This is a genomic window from Micromonospora sp. C41 (genome assembly GCF_018070485.1).
GTDB classification, from domain to species: domain Bacteria; phylum Actinomycetota; class Actinomycetes; order Mycobacteriales; family Micromonosporaceae; genus Micromonospora; species Micromonospora chalcea.
Genome location: NZ_JAGPXP010000005.1, coordinates 264,260 through 284,508 on the forward strand (window position 1 = coordinate 264,260; position 20,249 = coordinate 284,508).

Genomic DNA, 20,249 nt, shown 5'->3' on the forward strand with positions numbered 1-20,249 from the left:
CGGGACCGGCCGCGTTCCGGACCCGTCAGCGGGCGGCGATCGACAGGCTCCCGGGGACGTCGGCCGCCACCAGGTCGACAGCGCCGGTCTCCGGCCGCCAGCGGGCCAGCCCGGCGTCGTAGCGGAACAGCAGGCCGCCGTCGGCGGTCCAGCCGTACACCTCGCAGCACGCCTTGGCCCGGCCCTCCCGGCCCAGGTCGAGCAGGCGCGTCACCGCGCCGGTGCGGGCGTCCAGCACCGCCACGCCCTCGCCCCCGCTCATCGTGCCGGCGCCACTGGCGGTGGTGGTCCACCCGGCCTGGCCGATCCGGTCGCCGCGCTGCCAGCCCCGCCCGTACACCTCGTCCAGCCGGTAGCCGGGGGGAAGCGCGCCGGTGGTCACCGGCAGCCGGTCCGGCGCGCCGCCGGAGGCGGGGAACCGGCGTACGGCCAGGCCGCCGTCCCCGGACCAGCCGCCCACTGTGAGCAGGTCGCCGGACCGGGCCGGCTCGGGTACGACGAGTGTCCACGGGTCGACTGTCAGCTTCGGCGCCGCTCCGGTGCGCCGGTCCAGCTCGTACGCGGTGTCGTTGTCCCCGACGATCAGCCGGTCACCGGCCCAGACCACGTGTTCCAGGTAGCCCGCGAGCGGATAGCGACGCACCTCGGCGTCGGTCAGGTCGACCACCACCACCTCGCCGGTCTGCGCGAACGCGGCGGTCCGGCCGTCCGGCGACAGGCTGCCCGGCTTGAGTGCCGTCGCCTCGTTGCCCCCGGCGTCGCGGGTGGGCGCGAGCGTGACCACGTCGAGTTCCCGGACGATGCCGTCGTCACCCAGCACCCGGACCGTGCCCGCCTCGCCGGTGGCCGGGTCGACCGGCTGGTACAGCGCCAGCGCCCGGCTCACCGGGCGGTCGGAGAGGTCGGCGCCGACCCGGTCGCCGAGCCGGCCGAGCGGGTCGCCCGCCTCGCCGAGCCGGTCCGGGGGCCGCTGCACGACCGGCGCGTTGGGGGCCGAGGTCACCGCCGGGCGGGGTGGCGCCGCGGGGGGCGGGCCGGAGCGGTGCAGGAGCGCTGTCGTACCGCCGCCGACCAGGACCACGGCGACGGCGGCGGCCCCGGCGGCGCGGCGGGCACGACGGACCCGCCCGGCCCGTTCCCATCCGGCGGCGGCCGGCCGGGTCGGGTGGATCTCCTCGGTGGCCCGGGTCAGCAGCCGGTTCAGTTCCGTCTCGTTCACGGGTTCACCTCGCTTCCGGCGGCCAGGCCGTCGCCGGACCGGCCGGGGGCGGGCACCACGTCGCGCAGCCGGCGCAGCGCGTCGTGGCACTGGCTCTTGACGGTGCCGACCGTGACGCCGAGCGCCTCGGCGGTGGCGACCTCGGTCAGGTCCTCGAAGTAGCGCAGCACCACGACGGCCCGCTGGCGTGGCGGCAGCCGGTCCAGCGCGGCGCGCACGGTGAGCCGCAACGCGGGGTCGCCGTCCGTGTCCGGCCGCTCCGGCGGGTACGCGCTGAGCCACTCCCGCCGCCGGCGTCGCCACCAGGACACGGCGTCGCGGTAGAGGATGGCGCGCACGTACGCGGCCGGGTCGCCGTCGCGCACCGACGGCCAGCGCAGCGCCAGCTTGAGCAGCGCGTCCTGGAGCAGGTCCTCGGCCTGGTGCCGGTTGCCGCAGATCAGGTACGCGGCGCGCAGCAGCCGGTGCTGGTGCGACTCGACGAAGGCGAGGTAGTCCGCCCGCCCGTCGTCCGAGTCACGCCCCATCCGGCTCCTCCTCCGTCACCGGCCAGACGCGCGGGACGGGGGCAAAGGTTGGGTCAGGTAGCGCTGAATCGTCGGGCCGACCCAGGCGGTCAGTTCCTCCGGGTCGAGGTCCACCACGGGTGGCAGCCGGACGACGTACCGGGTGAGGGCCAGTCCGAGGATCTGGCTGGCCACCAGACCGGCCCGCCGCTCGGCAGTCGCCGGGTCGGCGCTCGACCGGGCCACCGCGGTGGCGAGCTGGCCGGCGAAGATGCCGCGCATCCGTTCGGCCGCGCCGGGGTTGGTGGCGGCGGCCCGGAGCAGGGCGACGAGTGTCCCGTCCGCCTCCCAGCGGCGTACGAAGTGCCGGGTCAGTGTCTCGCCGAGCCGGTCCGGCGGCACCTCGGCCAGGTCGGGCAGGCGCAGGTCGAACTCGGCCGCCGCGGCGAAGAGTCCCTCCTTGCTGCCGTAGTAGCGCATCACCATCGACGGGTCGATGTGGGCGTCGGCGGCGATGGCCCGGATGGTGGCCCGGTCGTAGCCGTCGGCGGCGAAGCGTTCCCGGGCGGCGCGCAGGATGGCCGCCCGGGTGGCGTCCGAGCGGCGGGTTCGGGTGGCGGGTTCGGTCACGTCCACGACTGTAGGCCAACACGTGTTGACATTGGTTCTACAGTGAAGTCAACATGTGTTGGCAAACAGTTGTTGACCGAGCCGGAGGTGGGAGCGATGCTGCCCGAACGCACCGACGTCCTCGTGGTGGGCGCCGGGCCGACCGGCCTGGCGGTGGCCGTGACGCTGGCCGGGCACGGGGTTGCCGCGACCGTCGTCGACCGGCTCGCCGAGCCGCCCGTCACGTCGCGCGCCGCCGTCGTGCACGCCGGCACCCTCGAAGTGCTGGACCGGATCGCTGTCGCCGCGCCGCTGGCCGCCCGAGGGCTGCGCTCGGCCCGGTTCAGCGTCCGCGACCGGGACCGGGTGCTGCTCACCGTCCCCTTCGACCGGTTGCCGTCGCGCTACCCGTACGCGCTGCTGATCTCGCAGGCGGAGACCGAGGCGGTGCTCACCGACCGGCTCGCCGCGCTCGGCGGGCGCGTGCTGCGGCCGTACGAGATGACCGGCCTGGACCTCGACGGCGACGGCGCTCTCGCGCGCTTCGACGGCGGCCGCGCGGTCCGGGCGCGCTGGGTCGTCGGCGCGGACGGGATGCACAGCCGGGTCCGCGAACTCGCCGGCATCGGCTTCGGCGGCCCGGCCGACCCCGGGGAGTCGTTCCTGCTCGCCGACGTCCGGGTGGACAGCGCGTTGCCGCGCGACCAGGTGAGCCTCTTCCTGTCCCGGCGGGGCCCGCTGGTCTGGGCGCCGCTGCCCGACGGTACGGTGCGGCTGGTCGCCGCGGTGGCGGACGCGCCGCGCGATCCGCAGGCGCACCACTTCCAGGCGCTGCTCGACGAGCGCGGTCCGGCGCGCCGGCCGGACCGGGTCACCGGGATGGACTGGTCGTCCCGGTTCCGGATCCACCACCGGATCGCGAGCACCTACCGCTGCGGGCCGGTGCTGCTCGCCGGGGACGCGGCGCACGTGCACAGCCCGGCCGGCGGGCAGGGGATGAATCTCGGCCTGCGCGACGCGGTAGCGCTCGGCGACGCGCTCGCCGCCGGTCCGCGGGCCCTCGACGGGTACGCGGCCGACCGCCGCCCCCGCGCCGAGGAGGTGCTCGGCTTCGCCGCCACCCTGACCCGCCTAGCCGCCGCCCCACCCCCACTCCGCCCGTTGCGAAACCTCCTGCTCCAGGCGGTCTCCACCCTCCCCCCGATGCGCGCCCGAATCGCAACCCGCCTCGCCGGCTTCGAACCCCCACCCCGCTGATCTTGCAGTTCGGGCCCTCGACGGGTCCTTTTCGTGCGCCTTCGACCGGGCGGAAAGTGCAAGATCAGCGAGGAGGTGGGCGGGCGGGGGAGGGATGAAACGGGTCGGACACTGTCGGCGCTGACCGGTACGGTGAGCGCCGAAATCCGAACCGGGAGCGCGATTGGACCGCACCTTCCAGGTGGACCTCCGTGGCGTGGTCGACCTGCTCAGTCACCACCTGTACGGCAGCCCGCGCGTCTACGTGCGCGAGCTGCTCCAGAACGCCGTCGACGCGATCACCGCGCGCCGGTCCACCGAGCCGAACGCCCCGGCCCGGGTACGCATCGAGCCGCCCGAGCTGACCGGCGACGGCACCCTGCGCGTGCACGACACCGGCATCGGCCTGACCGAGGCGCAGGTGCACGAGCTGCTCGCCACCATCGGCCGCAGCTCCAAACGCGACGAGCTGGGCTTCTCCCGGCACGAGTTCCTCGGCCAGTTCGGCATCGGGCTGCTCTCCTGCTTCCTGGTCGCCGACGAGATCCGGGTGGTCACCCGGCACGCCGACGAGCCCACGGTGCTCTGGACGGGCTGGTCCGACGGCCGGTACGCGGTGCGGCTCGCCGAGCCGGAGCAGGCCCGCGACGAGCCCGGCACCACAGTGACGCTGGTGCCCCGGCGCGACGCCGACCAGTGGCTCGGCGTACCCACCGTCACCGAGCTGGCCCGCCTCTACGGCAGCCTGCTGCCGGTCGACGTCCGGGTCGGCGACACGCCGACCACCGCCGGGCCGCCGCCGTGGCCCACCACACCCGGCGCGCCCGTCGACCGCGCCGGGCTCCAGCGGTACGCGCAGGAGCTGCTCGGGTTCGTCCCGTTCGACGTGGTGCCGCTGTCGGTGCCCGAGGCCGGCCTCACCGGAGTGGCGTTCATCCTGCCCACCGCGGTGAACCCGGCCGCCCGCGCCGGGCACCGGGTCTACCTCAAGCGGATGCTGCTCAGCGAGCACGCCGACGGGCTGCTGCCCGAGTGGGCCTTCTTCGCCCACTGCGTGGTCGACGCGAGCGAGCTGCGCCCCACCGCCAGCCGCGAGGCGCTCTACGAGGACGCGCTGCTCACCTCCGTCCGGGAGGCGCTCGGCGACCAGATCCGGGGCTGGCTGGTGCGGCTGGCCAAGCACGACCCGCGCCGGCTCGGCGAGTTCCTCCAGGTGCACCACCTCGGCGTCAAGGCGCTCGCGATGCACGACGACGAGATGCTGCGGCTGGTCGACCAATGGTGGCCGATGGACACCAACGTCGGCACGATGACGCTCGCCGAGTTCCGGCAGCGCCACGGCGTGCTCCGGTACGCCGCCGGCCTGGACGAGTTCCGCCAGCTCGCCGCCGTGGCCGCCGCGCAGGACCTGGCGGTGGTGAACGGCGGCTACACGTACGACACCGAGCTGATCGAGCGATTGCCCACAGTGGATCGATCGGTGCTCATCGAACGGCTGGAGCCCAGCGACCTCACCACCCGGTTCGAGATCCTCGACCCGGCGACCGAGCTGGCCCTGCGTCCGTTCCTGACCGGGGCGCAGCGGGCGCTGGAACGGCTCGGCTGCGAGGTCGTCATCCGGGCGTACGACCCGGTCTCGCTGCCCGCGCTCTATCTGGTGTCCCGCTCGGCCGCGTTCCACGACCAGCTCGCCGCCAGCCGGGACAAGGCCGACGAGCTGTGGGGCGGCGTGCTCGACGCGCTCGCCGCCTCCGCCCCGCCGGACCGCCCGCAACTCGTGCTCAACCACCGCAACCCGCTGGTCCGCCGGGTGACCACGCTCGCCGACCCGGAGCTGGTCGGGCTGGCCGTCGAGGCGCTCTACGGGCAGGCCCTGCTGCTCGGGCACCACCCGATCCGGGCGGCCGACGCCGCGCTGCTGAACAGTTCCTTCCTCGGCCTGCTCGGCCGGGCCGTACCGGGAGTGACCCGTGACTGACGACGACCTCTGGCGCATGCACCACGAGATCGAGACCATGCCGTACGGCCCGGGGCAGATCGCCGCGCTGGAACAACTGCTGCGCCGCGCCGACGCGGGCGACGACCGGCACCTGGCCTTCGCCGCCCGGGTCACCGGCACCACCGCGTACGTCTACGGCGGCGAACCGGCGAAGTCGTTCGTCACGTTCTCCTGGTGCCTGTCCGAGTACGACAAGGATCCGCAGTCCTACCACCAGGGCTACACGCACCAGCTGCTCTGGGCCTTCAAGTACATGGTCAACGCCATGGTGAAGTTCCCGGAGCTGCCGCTGGACCGGACGTACGCGGTGCTCGACGACATGGAGCGGCGCTACCGCGACGCCGGGCACTCGTTGCAGGCGGTCCACAAGCACCGCTACCTGGTCGCCGCGCACGTGGGCGAGGAGGACGCGGCGGAGCAGTGGTACCGCAAGTGGATGACCACGCCCCGCGACACGCTCTCCGACTGCGCCGGCTGCGACCCGACCACGCAGGTCGCGCACCTGGTCCGGCTGGGCCGGCACGAGGAGGCGGTGGCCCTCGCCGAGCCGGTGCTCGCCGGCCGGCTGACCTGCAGCGAGCAGCCGCAGGGAATCCTCACCGCGCTGCTCACGCCCTACCGCGAGACCGGCCGGGGCGACGCCGCGCGGGACGCGCACCGGGAGGCGTACCGGCGGCTGCGTGGGCACCTGGCCAACCTGTGGGACGTCGCCGAGCACATCGAGTTCTGCACCGCGACCGGCAACGATGCCCGCGCGCTGGAGCTGGTCGAGCGGCACCTGGACTGGCTGGACCGGGCGCCCACCCCGGCTGCCGCGATGCATTTCGCGGCCGCCGCGTCGGCGGCGCTGCGTCAGGTGCCGGCCGAGCTGACTGTGCACCGTCGCGCCTCCGGTGACCGGCCGGCCGCCGACGTGCCGGTGGGCGCGCTCGCCGACGAGCTGGCCGGTACGGCCACCGGGCTGGCCGGGCGCTTCGACGCGCGTAACGGCACCACGCACCAGTCCGCGTTGATCGCCCGGAAGCTGGTGGCCGGGCCGGAGGGCGAGCACCTGCCGCTCTCCGCCAGCGTGCGCCGCCCGGTGGTGCCCGCGCCGCGTACCGCGCCGGACGACCGGGCGACGACCGAGCCGCCGGTCAGCGTGCCCGCCGACGCCGGCGCCGACGAGCTGCTGGCGCTGGCCGAGGAGTGCTGGCGCACCAACTGCCGGGAGGGGCTGGGCACCGTACTGCGCGCGTACGACGAGCGGTACGGCGACGCCGACCTGCCGCCGGCCACCCGGGCGTGGCGGCTGGAGCTGCGGGCGGGCGAGTTGTCCCAGGAGGACGACGACGGCGTGGCGGTGGCGACCGCTGTCAACCGGGAGGCGCTGGCCGCGTGGCGGGAGGTGCCGGACCCGCTGCGGGCGCAGGTGGTGGCCGGGCGGCTCGGTGTGCTGCTGAGCATGACCGAGGAGAGCGCGGACGAGGGGCTGACGCTGGCCCGGGAGTCGGCCGCGTACCTGGCCGCGCACGGCGAACCGCGGGATCGGGCCGCCGGTTGGGACCGGCTCGCGCTCGCCCACGTGCACCGGGAGCGGTGGGCGGAGGCGCTCGACGCGCTCGACCGCGCCGACGCGGAGGCGGACGCCGATCCGTGGCTGGCCGGGCGGGTCGCGCTGCACCGCACGCACGTGCTGGAGCAGTTGGAGCGGGCCGAGGAGTTCCGGGACGCGGCGGCACGGTCCCGCCGGCTGGCCGGCGAGCTGGGCGACGCCGAGATGCTGACCAGCGCCTGCCTGGCGTACGCCCGCTCCACCGACGATCCGGCCGACGCGGTGGCCGCCTGCGACGAGGCGCTGACTGTCGCCCCGGCCGGCGCCCACCTGCCGCTGCGGGTGACCCGGGGCCGGGCGTTGCTGGCCGCCGACCGGGCCGGCGAGGCGGTGGACGATCTGGCCGAGGCGGTCACGCTCTGCGTCGAGCAGGGGCTGGAGGGCGACGCGCTGCTGCGCTGGGAGCTGGCCGAGGCGTACCGGATGGCCGGCCGGCTGGCCGAGGCCGCCGAGGTGGCCGAGGAGGCGGTGCTCGGCCTGGACCGGGCGGGCGCGCAGGCGGAGGCGGACCGGTGCCGGCACATGCTGTCGGGGATCTACGCGGGGCTCGGCGAGACGGATCTGGCGCTCGCGGTGCTCGACACGTTGGCGGAGAACCTGGACGGGCCGGACAATCTTCCCCGCCGGGCGCAGGTGCTGGAGGAGTCCGGCGGCCTGCTCTACGACGCCGACCGGGACGCGCTGGCCGCGCAGCGGTTCGCGGCGGCGGCCAGCGCGTGGCGGCTGACCGGATTCCAGGTGGACGAGCTGCGGGCCCGGCGGCGGGAACTCCTCGCCCTGCACTGGTCCGGTGACCTGCCGGCCGCGGTGGCCGCGATCGAGGGGGTGGACGCCGCGGCGGCCGCGGTCTCCGGTCAGCCCGACGAGCCGCCCGTGGTCACGTACGAGCGGGCGATGGCCGCCGACGCGGTCGCCCGGGTGCTGATCGGCGAGGACCGGCTCACCGCCGCGCTGGACCGGCTGGAGGGTGTGCCGGGGCGGCTCCGGTCGATCGAGGCGTTCGGCGAGGCGGCGCAGGTCGAGGTGCTGACCGGCGAGCTGCTGCTGCGCGACGGCCGGCCGGAGCAGGCCGAAGGGCTGCTGCGTCCGGTGCTGGGTGGTCTGCCCACCGGCTCCCGGCCCGCCGCGCATGCCGCCTGGCTGCTGGCCCGCGCGCTCGACGACCAGGGCCGGCCGGCCGAGGCTGCGACGGTCCGCGCCGAGCACGGCATCGAGGAGGACTGAGGCGACTGCCGGGTAACCGCGGCTGCTCTAGATCGACGCCGAGGTCTAGGCTGATCCGGTGGCGGTGGAACAGCAGGCACGGGGGACGGCGGGCACGGCCCGGCGCCGGTCCCGGCGGGACGAGATCCTGGAGATCGCGGTCGGCCTCTTCGCGGCGCGCGGCTACCACGGCGTGTCGATGGACGACATCGGCGCGGCGGCCGGTGTCACCGGGCCGGCTCTCTACCACCACTTCGCCGGCAAGGAGGCGATGCTCGTCGCCGCGCTGGTGCCGGTCAGCGAGGGGCTGCTCGCGGGCGGGCGGGAGCGGGCCGCCGGGCACCCGGACGACCCGCGTGGCGCGCTGGAGTCGCTGATCGACTTCCACGTCGAGTTCGCGCTGGCCAACCCGGCGGTGATCGCGCTGCACCTGCACGAGCTGGACCGCCTTCCGGACGAGCCGCGCCGGCGCATCCGCCGGCTTCAACGGATGTACGTCGAGGAGTGGGTGACGGTGCTGACCGCGCTGCACCCCGGCCTGCCGGACGGCGCGGCCCGGGTGCTCGCCCACGCGGCGTTCGGCCTGATGAACTCGACGCCGTTCCTCGGTGGCGAGGTCGATCGCCGGCGCCGGGCCGAGCTGCTGCGCGGCGCGACGCTCGCGGCCCTGCTCGCGCCCACCGACCCGACCTGACACGCCGCCCGGACCTTAACGCATGTTAAGAAGAGACCCCGGCTTTGCGTCGAGAAGGGGTCACGTCCGTGCAGAAGATGATCGAATCGTTGTTGGTCGCCAACCGGGGGGAGATCGCGCGCCGGATCATCCGTACCGGCAGGCGGCTCGGGATCCGGACGATCGCTGTGCACTCGGAGGCCGACGGCGCGCTGCCGTTCGTGACCGAGGCCGATGAGGCGGTCTGCGTCGGCCCGGCGAACCCGGCGCAGAGCTACCGGAACGTCGAGGCGATCCTCGAGGCCGCCCGCAGCACCGGCGCGCAGGCGATCCACCCCGGCTACGGCTTCCTGTCCGAGAACGCGGACTTCGCCCGTACCGTCGAGGGGTCGGGCCTGATCTGGGTCGGACCCGGCGCGGACGCGATCACCGCGATGGGCGACAAGATCAACGCCCGGAACCTGATGGCGGCGGCCGGGGTGCCGGTCGCGCCCGGCACCACCGAGCCGGCGGCCGACCTGGACGCGGCGGTCGCGGCCGCCGCGGAGATCGGCTACCCGGTGATGGTCAAGGCCGCCGCCGGTGGCGGTGGCATGGGCATGGGCGTGGCCGCCGACGAGGCGGCGCTGCGCACCGAGTACGACAAGGTCCGCGCGTTCGCGGAGCGGATGTTCGGCGACGGCTCGGTGCTGATCGAGCGGTACTTCCCCCGGGTACGCCATGTCGAGGTGCAGATCCTCGGCCTGGCCGACGGCCGGGTGGTGGCGCTCGGCGAGCGGGAGTGCTCGGTGCAGCGGCGCAACCAGAAGCTGGTCGAGGAGTCGCCGTCCCCGGCGGTCTCGCCGGAGCTGCGCGAGCGCTTCCTGGCCGCCGCGGTACGGGCCGGCGAGGCGGTGAACTACCGCAACGCGGGCACCGTGGAATGTCTGCTCGATCCTTCGACGCAGGAGTTCTTCTTCCTGGAGATGAACACGCGGCTGCAGGTCGAGCACCCGGTCACCGAGTACGTCTACGGCGTCGACCTGGTCGAGGAACAGCTCCGGGTGGCGGCCGGGCTGGCACCGACGTTCGACCCGGACGCGCTCGCCCCGCGCGGCCACGCCATCGAGCTGCGGATCAACGCCGAGGACCCGAAGCGCTTCCTGCCCGGCCCGGGCGCGATCACCACCTGGAACGAGCCGGCCGGCGCCGGCGTACGGCTGGACTCCGGCTACGTCGCCGGCAACACGGTCACGCCGTTCTACGACAGCCTGATGGCCAAGCTGATCGTCAGCGGGGACACCCGCGAGGAGGCGGTCGAGCGGGCCCGGGCGGCGGTCGCCCAGTTCGAGATCGCCGGCCCGAAGTGCAACCTGCCGTTCTTCGCCGAGCTGCTGGAGAACCCGGAGTTCCTCTCCGGCGACTACGACACCGGCATCGTCTCCCGGATGCGCTGACCTTCGACCCGAACGAGGTGAACCTGATGGCGGAACTCCCCGACTCCGTGAGCATCCGTGAGGTCGGTCCCCGGGACGGCCTCCAGAACGAGGAGCCCATCCCCACCGACGCGAAGGTGCGGCTGCTCGACGCGCTGTCCCGTACCGGGGTGCGGCGCATCGAGGCCGTCTCCTTCGTCCACCCCCGGGCGATCCCGCAGATGGCCGACGCCGACGAGGTGTGGCAGCGGGCGGAGAAGGCCGACGGGGTGCGCTACTCCGCGTTGGTGCCGAACACCCGTGGCGCGCAGCGGGCGCTGGCCGCCGGCTTCACCGAGATCGAGGTGGTGGTCTCGGCCAGCGACACGCACAACCGCCGTAACGTCAACCGCTCCACCGACGAGTCGCTGGACGACATCGCCGAGCTGATCGACCTGCTGCACGGCGCGGGCGCGACCGCCGAGGTGATCGTGGCGACCAGCTTCGGCTGCCCCTACGAGGGCGACGTGGACCCCCGCCGGGTCGCCGCGATCGTGGACCGGGTCGCCCGCGACGGCGCGGACCGCGTCGCCTTCGGCGACACCACAGGCATGGGTACGCCCCGGCGCGTCCGCGAGCTGGTCACGGCGGTGCGGGACCGCAACGCCCACCTGCCGGTGCTGCTGCACTTCCACAACACCCGGGGTACCGCGCTGGCGAACATGCTCACCGCGATGGAGCTGGGCGTCACCGAGTTCGACGCCAGCGTGGGCGGCCTCGGCGGCTGCCCGTACGCGCCGGGGGCCAGCGGCAACCTGGCCACCGAGGAGGCGGTGCACATGCTGCACGACATGGGCATCGACACCGGCATCGACCTGGACGCCCTGATCGCTGCCGCCGAGCTGGCCGAGACCCTGGTGGGCAAGAAGCTTCCGTCGGGAGTCCTCCGAGCCGGCCCCCGTACCCGCCTGACCCCCCTCCCCTCCTGACCGTTTCGCGCGTTGATCAAGGAGTTTGTGTCCTCATTCGGCCGCGCGGAGGACGCAAACTCCTTGATCACGGGAGTGGATGGGTGGGGGTGCGAGGAGCGGGTCGCCGGAGAGGGCGGCGGTGGGGTAGCCTAACGATCGTTCAGGTCGGTGGCGCCCTGCGCGGGCGGTGGCAACGGGAGTCGGCGTGACGCTCGACGGTGAGGCACTGGAGCAGCTGCGCAAGCGCGCCCGCGCCGGTGGTGCGGACAAGTACCACGCGGCGAACGCCGCGAAGGGCAAGCTGTTCGCCCGGGAGCGGGTGGCGTACCTGGTCGACGAGGGCTCCTTCGTCGAGGACGGGCTCTACGCCAACGCGATGGCCGACGGGCTGCCCGCCGACGGCGTCGTCACCGGCACCGCGACCATCGACGGCCGCCAGGTCTGCCTGATGGCGAACGACTCCACGGTCAAGGCCGGCAGCTGGGGCGCGCGTACCGTCGAGAAGATCATCCGGATCATCGAGCGGGCGTACGCGACCGGCGTGCCGATGGTCTACCTGGTCGACTCGGCCGGGGCCCGGATCACCGACCAGGTCGACCTGTTCCCCGGTCGGCGCGGCGCCGGGAAGATCTTCTGGAACCAGGTCCGCGCCTCCGGCTCGATCCCGCAGGTGTGCGCGCTGTTCGGGCCGAGCGCGGCGGGCGGGGCGTACATCCCGGCGTTCTGCGACGTGGTCGCCATGGTGGACGGCAACGCCAGCATGTACCTCGGCTCCGACCGGATGGTCGAGATGGTCACCGGCGAGAAGACCACGCTGGAGGCGATGGGCGGCGCCAAGGTGCACTGCGCCGAGTCCGGCGTCGGTCACTTCCTCTGCAAGACCGAGAACGACGCGCTCGACGTGGTACGGACCTACCTGTCGTACCTGCCGTCGAACTGGAAGCAGGACCCGCCCGCCGCCGACGCGGTGGACGCGCCGGAGAAGGCCGACCTGGCCGCGTTGGTGCCGGCCAGCGAGCGGCAGGCGTTCGACATGCGCCGGTACGTCAAGGGCCTGCTCGACTCCGGCAGCTTCTTCGAGATCCAGGCGCTGTGGGCCAAGGAGCTGACCATCGGGTTCGGCCGGCTGAACGGCGAGGTCGTCGGCGTGGTCGGCAATAACTCGATGTTCAAGGGTGGCGTGCTCTTCGTCGACTCGGCCGACAAGGCGACCCGGTTCGTGCAGCTCTGCGACGCGTTCAACGTGCCGCTGCTGTTCCTGTCCGACGTGCCCGGCTTCATGGTCGGCAGCGCGGTGGAGAAGCAGGGGATCATCAGGCACGGTGCGAAGATGATCACGGCGATCTCCGAGGCGACCGTACCCAAGATCTGTGTGGTGGTCCGCAAGGCGTACGGCGCGGGTCTCTACGCGATGGCCGGCCCCGGCTTCGAGCCGGACGCCACGATCGCGCTGCCCACCGCGAAGATCGCGGTGATGGGCGCGGAGGCCGCCGTCAACGCGGTCTACGCCAACAAGATCGCCGCCATCTCCGACGAGGCCGAGCGGGCCGCGTTCGTGGCCGCGAAGCGCGAGGAGTACGAGCGCGACATCGACGTGGTCCGCCTCGCCAGCGAGCTGGTGGTGGACGCGATCGTCGAGCCGCACGAGCTGCGCGCCGAGCTGGTACGCCGGTTCGCCGCCGCGCGCGGCAAGGAGCGGCACTTCTCCCGGCGCCGCCACGGCGTCACCCCCGTCTGACCCGGTAAGGAAGGGCCCCCTCTTAACGCCTGGTGCATGTAAAGGGGCCCCTCCTAACGCTTCAGCCGCTCCCGGCGTCACGAGCGCCCGGCGGCCCGCCCTTTCCAGGAGGATCGACATGGACTTCCGGCTCGACGAGGAGCAGCAGGCGCTGCGGGAGAGCGTCCGGGAATTCGCCCGCGAGGTGGTCGCGCCCACCATCGCCGAGCACTACGAGCAGCACAGCTTCCCGTACGAGATCGTCCGTCAGATGGGCAAGATGGGCCTGTTCGGGCTGCCGTTCGCGGAGGAGCACGGCGGTATGGGCGGCGACTACTTCGCGCTCTGCCTGGCCCTGGAGGAGCTGGCCCGGGTCGACTCCAGCGTGGCGATCACGCTGGAGGCCGCGGTGTCGCTCGGCGCGATGCCGATCTACCGGTTCGGCACCGAGGAGCAGAAGGCGCAGTGGTTGCCGAAGCTGCTCAGCGGTGAGGCGCTGGCCGGGTTCGGGCTCACCGAGCCGGGCACCGGGTCGGACGCGGGCGGCACCCGGACGCGGGCGGTCCTGGACGGCGACGAGTGGGTGATCAACGGCTCGAAGGCGTTCATCACCAACTCCGGCACCGACATCACCGCGCTGGTCACCGTCACCGCAGTCACCGGTACGCGGCCGGACGGCGGCAAGGAACTGTCCACGATCATCGTGCCGTCCGGTACGCCCGGCTTCACCGTCGCGCCCGGCTACTCGAAGGTCGGCTGGACCGCGTCGGACACGCACGAGCTGACGTTCGACGACTGCCGGGTGCCGGCGGCCAACCTGCTCGGCGAGCGCGGCCGGGGCTTCGCCCAGTTCCTGCGCATCCTGGACGAGGGCCGGATCGCCATCGCGGCGCTCGCCGTCGGCCTGGCCCAGGGCTGCGTGGACGAGTCGATCAAGTACGCCAAGGAGCGCCAGGCGTTCGGTCAGCCGATCGGCAACTACCAGGCCATCCAGTTCAAGATCGCGGACATGGAGATGAAGGCGCACACCGCCCGGCTGGCCTACTACGACGCCGCCGCGCGGATGCTCGCCGGTGAGCCGTTCAAGCGCCAGGCGGCGATCGCCAAGCTGCACGCCTCCACCGTCGCGGTGGACAACGCCCGCGAGGCGACGCAGATCCACGGCGGGTACGGCTTCATGAACGAGTACCCGGTGGCCCGCTTCTGGCGCGATTCCAAGATCCTGGAGATCGGTGAGGGCACCAGCGAGGTGCAGCGCATGATCATCGCCCGCGACCTCGGCATGTGAGAGGCGCACTCGTCCGCGTCCTGTCGGATAACGGCAGGGGACGGTCGGGTGGGTGACGATGGGCTGTGGAGCGTCGGAGTCGATCCGTACTCTTCGTGCCCATGACTCCGGATCATGACGGTGCGCGGAGCCCAGGCGGTCGCACCGGTCTGTCCGATCTGTTGCGCGGGCACCGGCTCGCCGCCGGCCTGACCCAGGCCGAGCTGGCGGGCCGGGCCGGCGTGGGCGTGCGGACGGTCCGCGATCTGGAGCGAGGGCGGGCCGTCCGCCCTCAGCGCACCACAGTGGATCTGCTGGCCGACGCGCTCGGCCTGGCCGGTGACGACCGGCGGGAGTTCGTCGCCACCGCCCGGCCCACGCCGGCCCGGCCCGGACCCCGCCTCCCCGACACCGCAGCCGCCGGACCGTCGGCCGCGCCGGTCGCGTTGCCCCAGCCCGTACCCCTGGTGGGCCGCGACCGGGACGTGGCCGAGGTGTCCGGTCTGCTCGACGCCCACCCGGTGGTGAGCCTGGTCGGGCTCGCCGGGGTCGGCAAGACCGCGCTCGCCGTCACTGTCGCGCACGCGGTGGCGGCCCGGCACCCGGGCGGTGTCAGCGGGGTGCTGGTCGGGGAGGGCTCGGACGTCGCCGACGTGCTCGCCGCGTCCGCGTCGGTGTTCGGTGTGAACCGGCTGGCCGACCTCGCCTGCCGGCTCGACGGCCGGCCGGCGTTGCTGGTCGTCGACGCGGTCGACCGGGCGCCCGAGCCGGTGGCCGAGGCGCTTCGCGCCCTGACCGCCGCCGCGCCGGATCTCCGGGTGCTGGTGACCGGCCGCCGCCCGGTCGGGTTGCCCGGCGAGCTGGTCCGCCCGGTCGCGCCGCTCGACGTGCCACCGGCGGACGCCGCGCCCGCCGACCGGGCCGACCTGGATCGCTGGCCCGCTGCGGCGCTGTTCGCCGCCCGCCTCGCCCAGGCCCGCCGCGAACCACCCACGGCGGCCGAGCTGCCGGCGCTCGCCGCGCTGGTACGCCGCCTCGGCGGGCTGCCGCTGGCGATCGAGCTGATGGCGGCGCGGGGACGCATCCTCGACGTCACCGAACTGCTCGACCGCTACGGCGACCGCGTACTGGACCTGACCGGCGCCCATCCCGGGTGGGAGCCCGCCGCCGACCGATCGGCCGGCACGGTGACGCTGCGCGAGGCGGTGGCCAGCAGCTACCACCTGCTCGCGCCCGCCGACCGGGCCGCGTTGCGGCGGCTCTCCGCGTTCCGTAACCGCTGGTCGGTCGAGCTGGCCGAGGAGCTGCTCGCCGGGGAGCTGCTCGCCGGTGGCGGCGAGCGGTGGGACGCGGCGCCGATGCTGGACCGGCTGCGCGAGCTGGGCCTGCTCAGCGTCCGGGGCGCCGGCCCGTTCCGGTTCCGGTTGCTGGACGCGGTCCGTGACTTCGCGGCCGAGCAGGCCGACGTCGAGGGCGAGACCGCCGGGATCCGGCTCCGGCACGCCGCGGTGATCGCCAGGATCGTCCACCGCACCGCGCCCGGGCTGGTGGGCGCACAGTTGTCCGGCGCGGTACGCCTGCTCGACGAGGCGACGAGCGACATCACCGCCGCCCTCGCGTACGCCGCCGAGCATGCGCCGGAGACGGCGCTGCTGCTGGCCGCGTCGCTGCCCCGGTGGTGGCGGCTGCGCGGGCGGGACGTCTCCGGCCGGCGCTGGCTGCGGCGGCTGCTGGCCGATCCGCGTACCGCCGGCACCCGGTCCACGCTGCGGGCCTGGGCGATGCTCGGCGCGGCCCGGCTGGCCGCCGAGCACGGCGCGGGCGCGGAGGAGTTGCCGGCCGCCCGGGCCGCGCTCGTCATCTTCGCCGAGGCGGGTGACGTGATCGGGGAGCTGTCGGCCCGGTCCGTGCTCTGCGTGCTGCTGCGCGGGCTCGGTGCGCACGACGAGGCCCGTGAGCAGGCCGAGGCCGCGCTGGCGACGGCCACCCGCCACGGCCGGGTACGCGAGATGGCCGTTGCCCAGTCGCACCTCACCTGGCACGACGTACGCGCGGCGCGGCTGGCCGACGCCCGGCGGCGGCTGGCCACCGTGGACCGCCTGGCGGCGCAGTGCGGCGACCGGCGCCTGCGCCTGCTGGCGCGGGCCGATCAGGCCGAGCTGACCCGTCTGGAGGGCCGGTACGCGGAGGCGGTCGAGCAGGGCCGCCGGGTGGCGACCGCGCTCGCCGAGCTGGGCGATCCCCGCCGACAGCGACGGACGGTCGGCAAGGTCGCGCTGGCGCTCGCCGGCCAGGGCCGGGGCGACGAGGCGCTGGCCGCGGCCGCCGAGCTGTGGCCCTCGGGTGCGGTGCCGGGCCAGCGGCGGCCGCCGGTCATGGAGAGCCTGAATCCACCCGGCGCGGTGGCGGACGCACGCGCCGAGGACGCGCTGCGTGGGCTGATCGAGGGGCACGTGGCGCTGCGCCGGGGGGACCGGGAACTGGCGGTGGAGTGGTTCGCGGCGGCGGCCGACGCGGCGGCGGGCGGCGCGGGCCGGCGCGACCTGGTCGAGGCGCTCGTGGGGCTGGCGGTCAGCAGCGGGGACCCGGCCGTGCTGGACCGCCTGGACGCCGCTCGGCGGGCCACCGGCGTCAGCCTGCTGCCGCAGGAGGAGGAACTGCTCTTCTCCCTGGAGGCCCGGCGTCAGAAGGCACGCTGACCAGCGGCTGCGTGCGCCAGGAGGCGGAGGGCGCGGGGGTGGCGCGAACGAAGTAGCCCCCTGGTGCTGCCCCTCGCTCGACGCTCGCGCCAGCACCCCCCGGTGCCCCCCGCTCCGGGAAGACTACCGATGGGCTGCAAGAGATATGGGGGCTTTTGCGCCCCTTTGCCCGACTGTTTGAGCGGTTCTGCCGGTCATTCTGCCGGTGACCCGCCGGTATCAATCGGCGGATGGTGGAGCTGTGGACCGTCGGCAGTGGACCGTCAGGCGGCGTCCTCGTCCGGCTCGGTGCTGCCGGCCGTGGCACCCGGGTGGACCGCGTCCCGGACCCGGCGCAGCCCGTCCAGCAGCCCGTCGAGCTGGCTCGGGTCGAGCTGGCCGGTGAACCACTGCTCGATGATCCGCAGGTGGCCGGGAAGGATGGCGTCCAGCCGGCTCAGGCCCGCTGCGGTCACCACCGCGAAGGAGCTGCGGCGGTCGGACGGGCAGGCGCGCCGGCGGATCAGCCCGTCCCGCTCCATCCGGTCCACCACGCGGGTCACGCCGCTGGTGGAGAGCGAGGTCTGCGCCGCCAGGTCGGTCATCCGCAGCTGGTTGTTGGGTGAGCGGGCGAGTCGGGTGAGCACCTCGAACTCGACCGGGGAGAGGCCGTGCTCGTCGAACTGGGCGGCGAACCGGGCGGAGAGCCCGGCGTGCGCCTCGACGAGGAGGCCGACGGCGGTGATCCGGGGATCGTCGAACACGTTCTGGTCCACGCCACCATCCTAGCAACACTTGACACAGGGAATATTGCTGTAGCTATAGTTGCTCAGTCAGTCGTTGGGATACTAAACCGTTTTCCCCGGAGGAGAGCACCATGACCAGCAGCACCGAGGCGACTACCCGCGACTGGGAGGGTCTCACCATCCCCACCCCCGGCACCTATCTTCTGGATGCCGCGCACAAGCGTGTCGGATTCGTCGCCCGGCACATGATGGTCAGCAAGGTACGCGGTGAGTTCGCCGACGCGACCGCCACCATCACCATCGCCGACGACCCGATGCAGTCCACGGTCACCGCCAGCATCCAGGCCGCCAGCATCAACACCGCGCAGGCGGACCGCGACGCGCACCTGCGCAGCCCGGAGTTCCTCGACGTCGAGCAGTACCCGACGCTGGAGTTCCGCAGCACCGAGGTGAAGTCCCGCGACGGCAACGAGTTCGTGCTCGTCGGCGAGCTGACCATCAAGGGCGTGACCCGTCAGGTCGAGCTGGAGGTCGAGTTCGAGGGCGTCGGCCGCAGCCCCTTCGGGCAGGACATCTTCGGCTTCTCCGCCTCCACCGAGATCGACCGCGAGGACTTCGGCCTGACCTGGAACGTGGCGCTGGAGACCGGCGGCGTCCTGGTCGGTCGCAAGGTCAAGATCGAGATCGAGGGTGAGGCCATCCGCCAGGGCTGAGCCCGGCCAGGCCCGCGGGGCCCGCACCGTCCGCCGACGGTGCGGGCCCTTCCCGTGTACGCGCAGCGGGTGCGAATCGTCACCCGATGTTCTCCGGCGGACCGCGCTGGTGGGGGTGCCGACGGGGTACAGGTGCAGATCTGCCGCCCGTACAGCGGGCTGCGGACGGGGCGCACTTACGCGCACCACGTGAATGGTTCACAATGCGTTGCGGAACGGTACGGTTCCGTCGCACCGGCGTCGGGAGGACACATGGGCAGAGACGTCGACCAGGGCGCCTTCTCCCGCGAGGATCGGGTCCGCTACCGGCAGAAGGTCCGGCGCTGCCTGGACGTCTTCGCACTGATGCTCGACGACTTCGGCTTCGACGCCGACCGGCCGATGACCGGGCTGGAGATCGAGCTGAACCTGATCGACGCCGCCGCCGAACCCGCCATGCGCAACGACCAGATCCTGGCCGACATCGCCGACCCGCTGTTCCAGACCGAGCTGGGGCAGTTCAACCTCGAACTGAACGCCTCGCCCCGGCTGATCGAGGGCAGCGGCTTCGCCGACTACGAGCAGGACCTGCGCAGCAGCCTCAGCCGCGCCGACGAGCGGGCCGCCAAGTCCGACGCGACGATCATGATGGTCGGCATCCTGCCCACGCTCACCGAACGCCACCTGGTCGCCGACAACCTCTCCACGAACGAGCGGTACCGCGTCCTCAACGACCAGATCGTGGGCGCCCGGGGCGAGGACATCGAGCTGGACATCAACGGCGTCGAGCGGCTGCGTACGCACACCGACTCGATCGCGCCGGAGGCCGCCTGCACCAGCCTCCAGTTCCACCTGCAGGTCGCGCCGGACAGCTTCGCCGACTACTGGAACGCGTCCCAGGCGATCGCCGGCGTCCAGGTCGCCGTCGGGGCCAACTCGCCGTTCCTCTACGGCCGGCAGCTCTGGGCGGAGACCCGGATCGCGCTGTTCCAGCAGGCCACCGACACCCGCCCGGACGAGCTGAAGGCCCAGGGAGTACGCCCCCGGGTGTGGTTCGGGGAGCGCTGGATCACCTCGATCTTCGACCTGTTCGAGGAGAACGTCCGCTACTTCCCGCCGCTGCTGCCGATCTGCGAGGACGAGGACCCGGTCGAGGTGCTGCACGCCGGGGGCGTGCCCCAGCTCGGTGAGCTGCGGCTGCACAACGGCACCGTCTACCGCTGGAACCGGCCGGTCTACGACATCATGAACGACCGCCCGCACCTGCGGGTCGAGAACCGGGTGCTGCCCGCCGGCCCGACAGTGGTGGACATGCTCGCCAACGCGGCCTTCTACTTCGGGCTGGCCCGCGGCCTCGCCGAGGCGGACCGTCCCATCTGGAGCCAGCTGACGTTCAGCTCGGCGGAGGAGAACTTCCACGCCGCCGCCCGGCGCGGCATCGAGGCGGTCCTGCACTGGCCGCGCCTCGGCGACGTACCGGTGACCAAGCTCGTCCTCGAGACGCTGCTCCCGGTGGCCGAGCAGGGGCTGGACCGGTTCGGCGTCGCCCCGGCCGAGCGGGACCGCCTGCTGGGCGTGATCGAGGGCCGTTGCCGTACCGGCCGCAACGGCGCGGTCTGGCAGACCGAGACGGTGTGGGCGGCCGAGCGGCACCGCGGCCTGGACCGCGAGGCCGCCCTGCACCACATGGTCAAGCGCTACGCCGAACTCCAGCGCAGCAACGAGCCCGTACACACCTGGCCCGC

At 73.7% G+C, this 20,249-nt stretch carries 15 protein-coding genes; 11 read left to right on the top strand and 4 right to left on the bottom strand.

From position 1 onward, the window contains the following. Positions 1-25: 25 nt before the first annotated feature. The 3 genes from KBX43_RS08540 to KBX43_RS08550 are packed head-to-tail and all read right to left on the bottom strand — an operon-like array spanning position 26 to position 2,361. A complete protein-coding gene (locus tag KBX43_RS08540) occupies positions 26-1,219 on the bottom strand; it encodes a hypothetical protein (protein ID WP_166456822.1) in 1,194 nt (397 codons plus the stop codon). Continuing rightward, entirely contained in the window at positions 1,216-1,746 is a 531-nt protein-coding gene (locus tag KBX43_RS08545; protein WP_064448007.1) for a SigE family RNA polymerase sigma factor, read from the bottom strand. Before KBX43_RS08545 ends, KBX43_RS08540 begins: the two co-directional genes overlap by 4 nt. A gap of 15 nt (positions 1,747-1,761) precedes the next feature. Further along, positions 1,762-2,361, bottom strand: coding sequence for a TetR family transcriptional regulator (locus tag KBX43_RS08550; RefSeq protein ID WP_043327640.1), 600 nt, complete (start codon positions 2,359-2,361; stop codon positions 1,762-1,764). A 90-nt stretch (positions 2,362-2,451) separates the two neighbouring features. On the opposite strand from KBX43_RS08550, the gene KBX43_RS08555 reads away from it, so the two are divergent. From KBX43_RS08555 to KBX43_RS08595, 9 genes are all read left to right on the top strand, one after another. Then, positions 2,452-3,591, top strand: a complete 1,140-nt coding sequence (locus KBX43_RS08555) for an FAD-dependent monooxygenase (RefSeq protein WP_210883989.1) — start codon at positions 2,452-2,454, stop codon at positions 3,589-3,591. A 163-nt stretch (positions 3,592-3,754) separates the two neighbouring features. Beyond that, positions 3,755-5,548: an HSP90 family protein gene (locus KBX43_RS08560; RefSeq protein WP_064448005.1), complete on the top strand. Its 1,794-nt coding sequence runs from the start codon at positions 3,755-3,757 to the stop codon at positions 5,546-5,548. Beyond that, complete coding sequence (locus KBX43_RS08565; protein WP_210883991.1) at positions 5,541-8,387, top strand: hypothetical protein; 2,847 nt, start codon at positions 5,541-5,543, stop codon at positions 8,385-8,387. The genes KBX43_RS08560 and KBX43_RS08565 overlap by 8 nt, the downstream gene beginning before the upstream one ends. Before the next feature lie 58 nt (positions 8,388-8,445). Continuing rightward, complete coding sequence (locus tag KBX43_RS08570) at positions 8,446-9,060, top strand: TetR/AcrR family transcriptional regulator (RefSeq protein WP_043327636.1); 615 nt, start codon at positions 8,446-8,448, stop codon at positions 9,058-9,060. Between the two features lie 77 nt (positions 9,061-9,137). Further along, positions 9,138-10,475 carry an acetyl/propionyl/methylcrotonyl-CoA carboxylase subunit alpha gene (locus tag KBX43_RS08575; protein WP_210884006.1) on the top strand — a complete coding sequence of 446 codons (1,338 nt, stop codon included), beginning with the start codon at positions 9,138-9,140 and terminating at the stop codon, positions 10,473-10,475. Between the two features lie 26 nt (positions 10,476-10,501). After that, entirely contained in the window at positions 10,502-11,422 is a 921-nt protein-coding gene (locus KBX43_RS08580) for a hydroxymethylglutaryl-CoA lyase (protein WP_043330791.1), read from the top strand. A 187-nt stretch (positions 11,423-11,609) separates the two neighbouring features. Beyond that, the gene (locus tag KBX43_RS08585) at positions 11,610-13,142 is read left to right on the top strand and encodes an acyl-CoA carboxylase subunit beta (RefSeq protein WP_043327635.1); all 1,533 of its coding nucleotides are present in this window, start codon (positions 11,610-11,612) and stop codon (positions 13,140-13,142) included. A 118-nt stretch (positions 13,143-13,260) separates the two neighbouring features. Further along, a complete protein-coding gene (locus KBX43_RS08590) occupies positions 13,261-14,409 on the top strand; it encodes an acyl-CoA dehydrogenase family protein (protein WP_210883992.1) in 1,149 nt (382 codons plus the stop codon). A 101-nt stretch (positions 14,410-14,510) separates the two neighbouring features. Continuing rightward, the gene (locus KBX43_RS08595; protein WP_210883993.1) at positions 14,511-17,087 is read left to right on the top strand and encodes a helix-turn-helix domain-containing protein; all 2,577 of its coding nucleotides are present in this window, start codon (positions 14,511-14,513) and stop codon (positions 17,085-17,087) included. Between the two features lie 263 nt (positions 17,088-17,350). On the opposite strand, the gene KBX43_RS08600 is transcribed toward KBX43_RS08595, so the two are convergent. Beyond that, the gene (locus KBX43_RS08600; protein WP_043327632.1) at positions 17,351-17,842 is read right to left on the bottom strand and encodes a MarR family winged helix-turn-helix transcriptional regulator; all 492 of its coding nucleotides are present in this window, start codon (positions 17,840-17,842) and stop codon (positions 17,351-17,353) included. Positions 17,843-17,943: 101 nt separating this feature from the next. On the opposite strand from KBX43_RS08600, the gene KBX43_RS08605 reads away from it, so the two are divergent. Both KBX43_RS08605 and KBX43_RS08610 read left to right on the top strand, forming a co-directional pair. Next, the gene (locus tag KBX43_RS08605; protein WP_043327631.1) at positions 17,944-18,525 is read left to right on the top strand and encodes a YceI family protein; all 582 of its coding nucleotides are present in this window, start codon (positions 17,944-17,946) and stop codon (positions 18,523-18,525) included. A gap of 252 nt (positions 18,526-18,777) precedes the next feature. After that, the coding region (locus KBX43_RS08610; RefSeq protein WP_210883994.1) for a glutamate--cysteine ligase at positions 18,778-20,249 on the top strand (1,472 nt) is incomplete at its 3' end.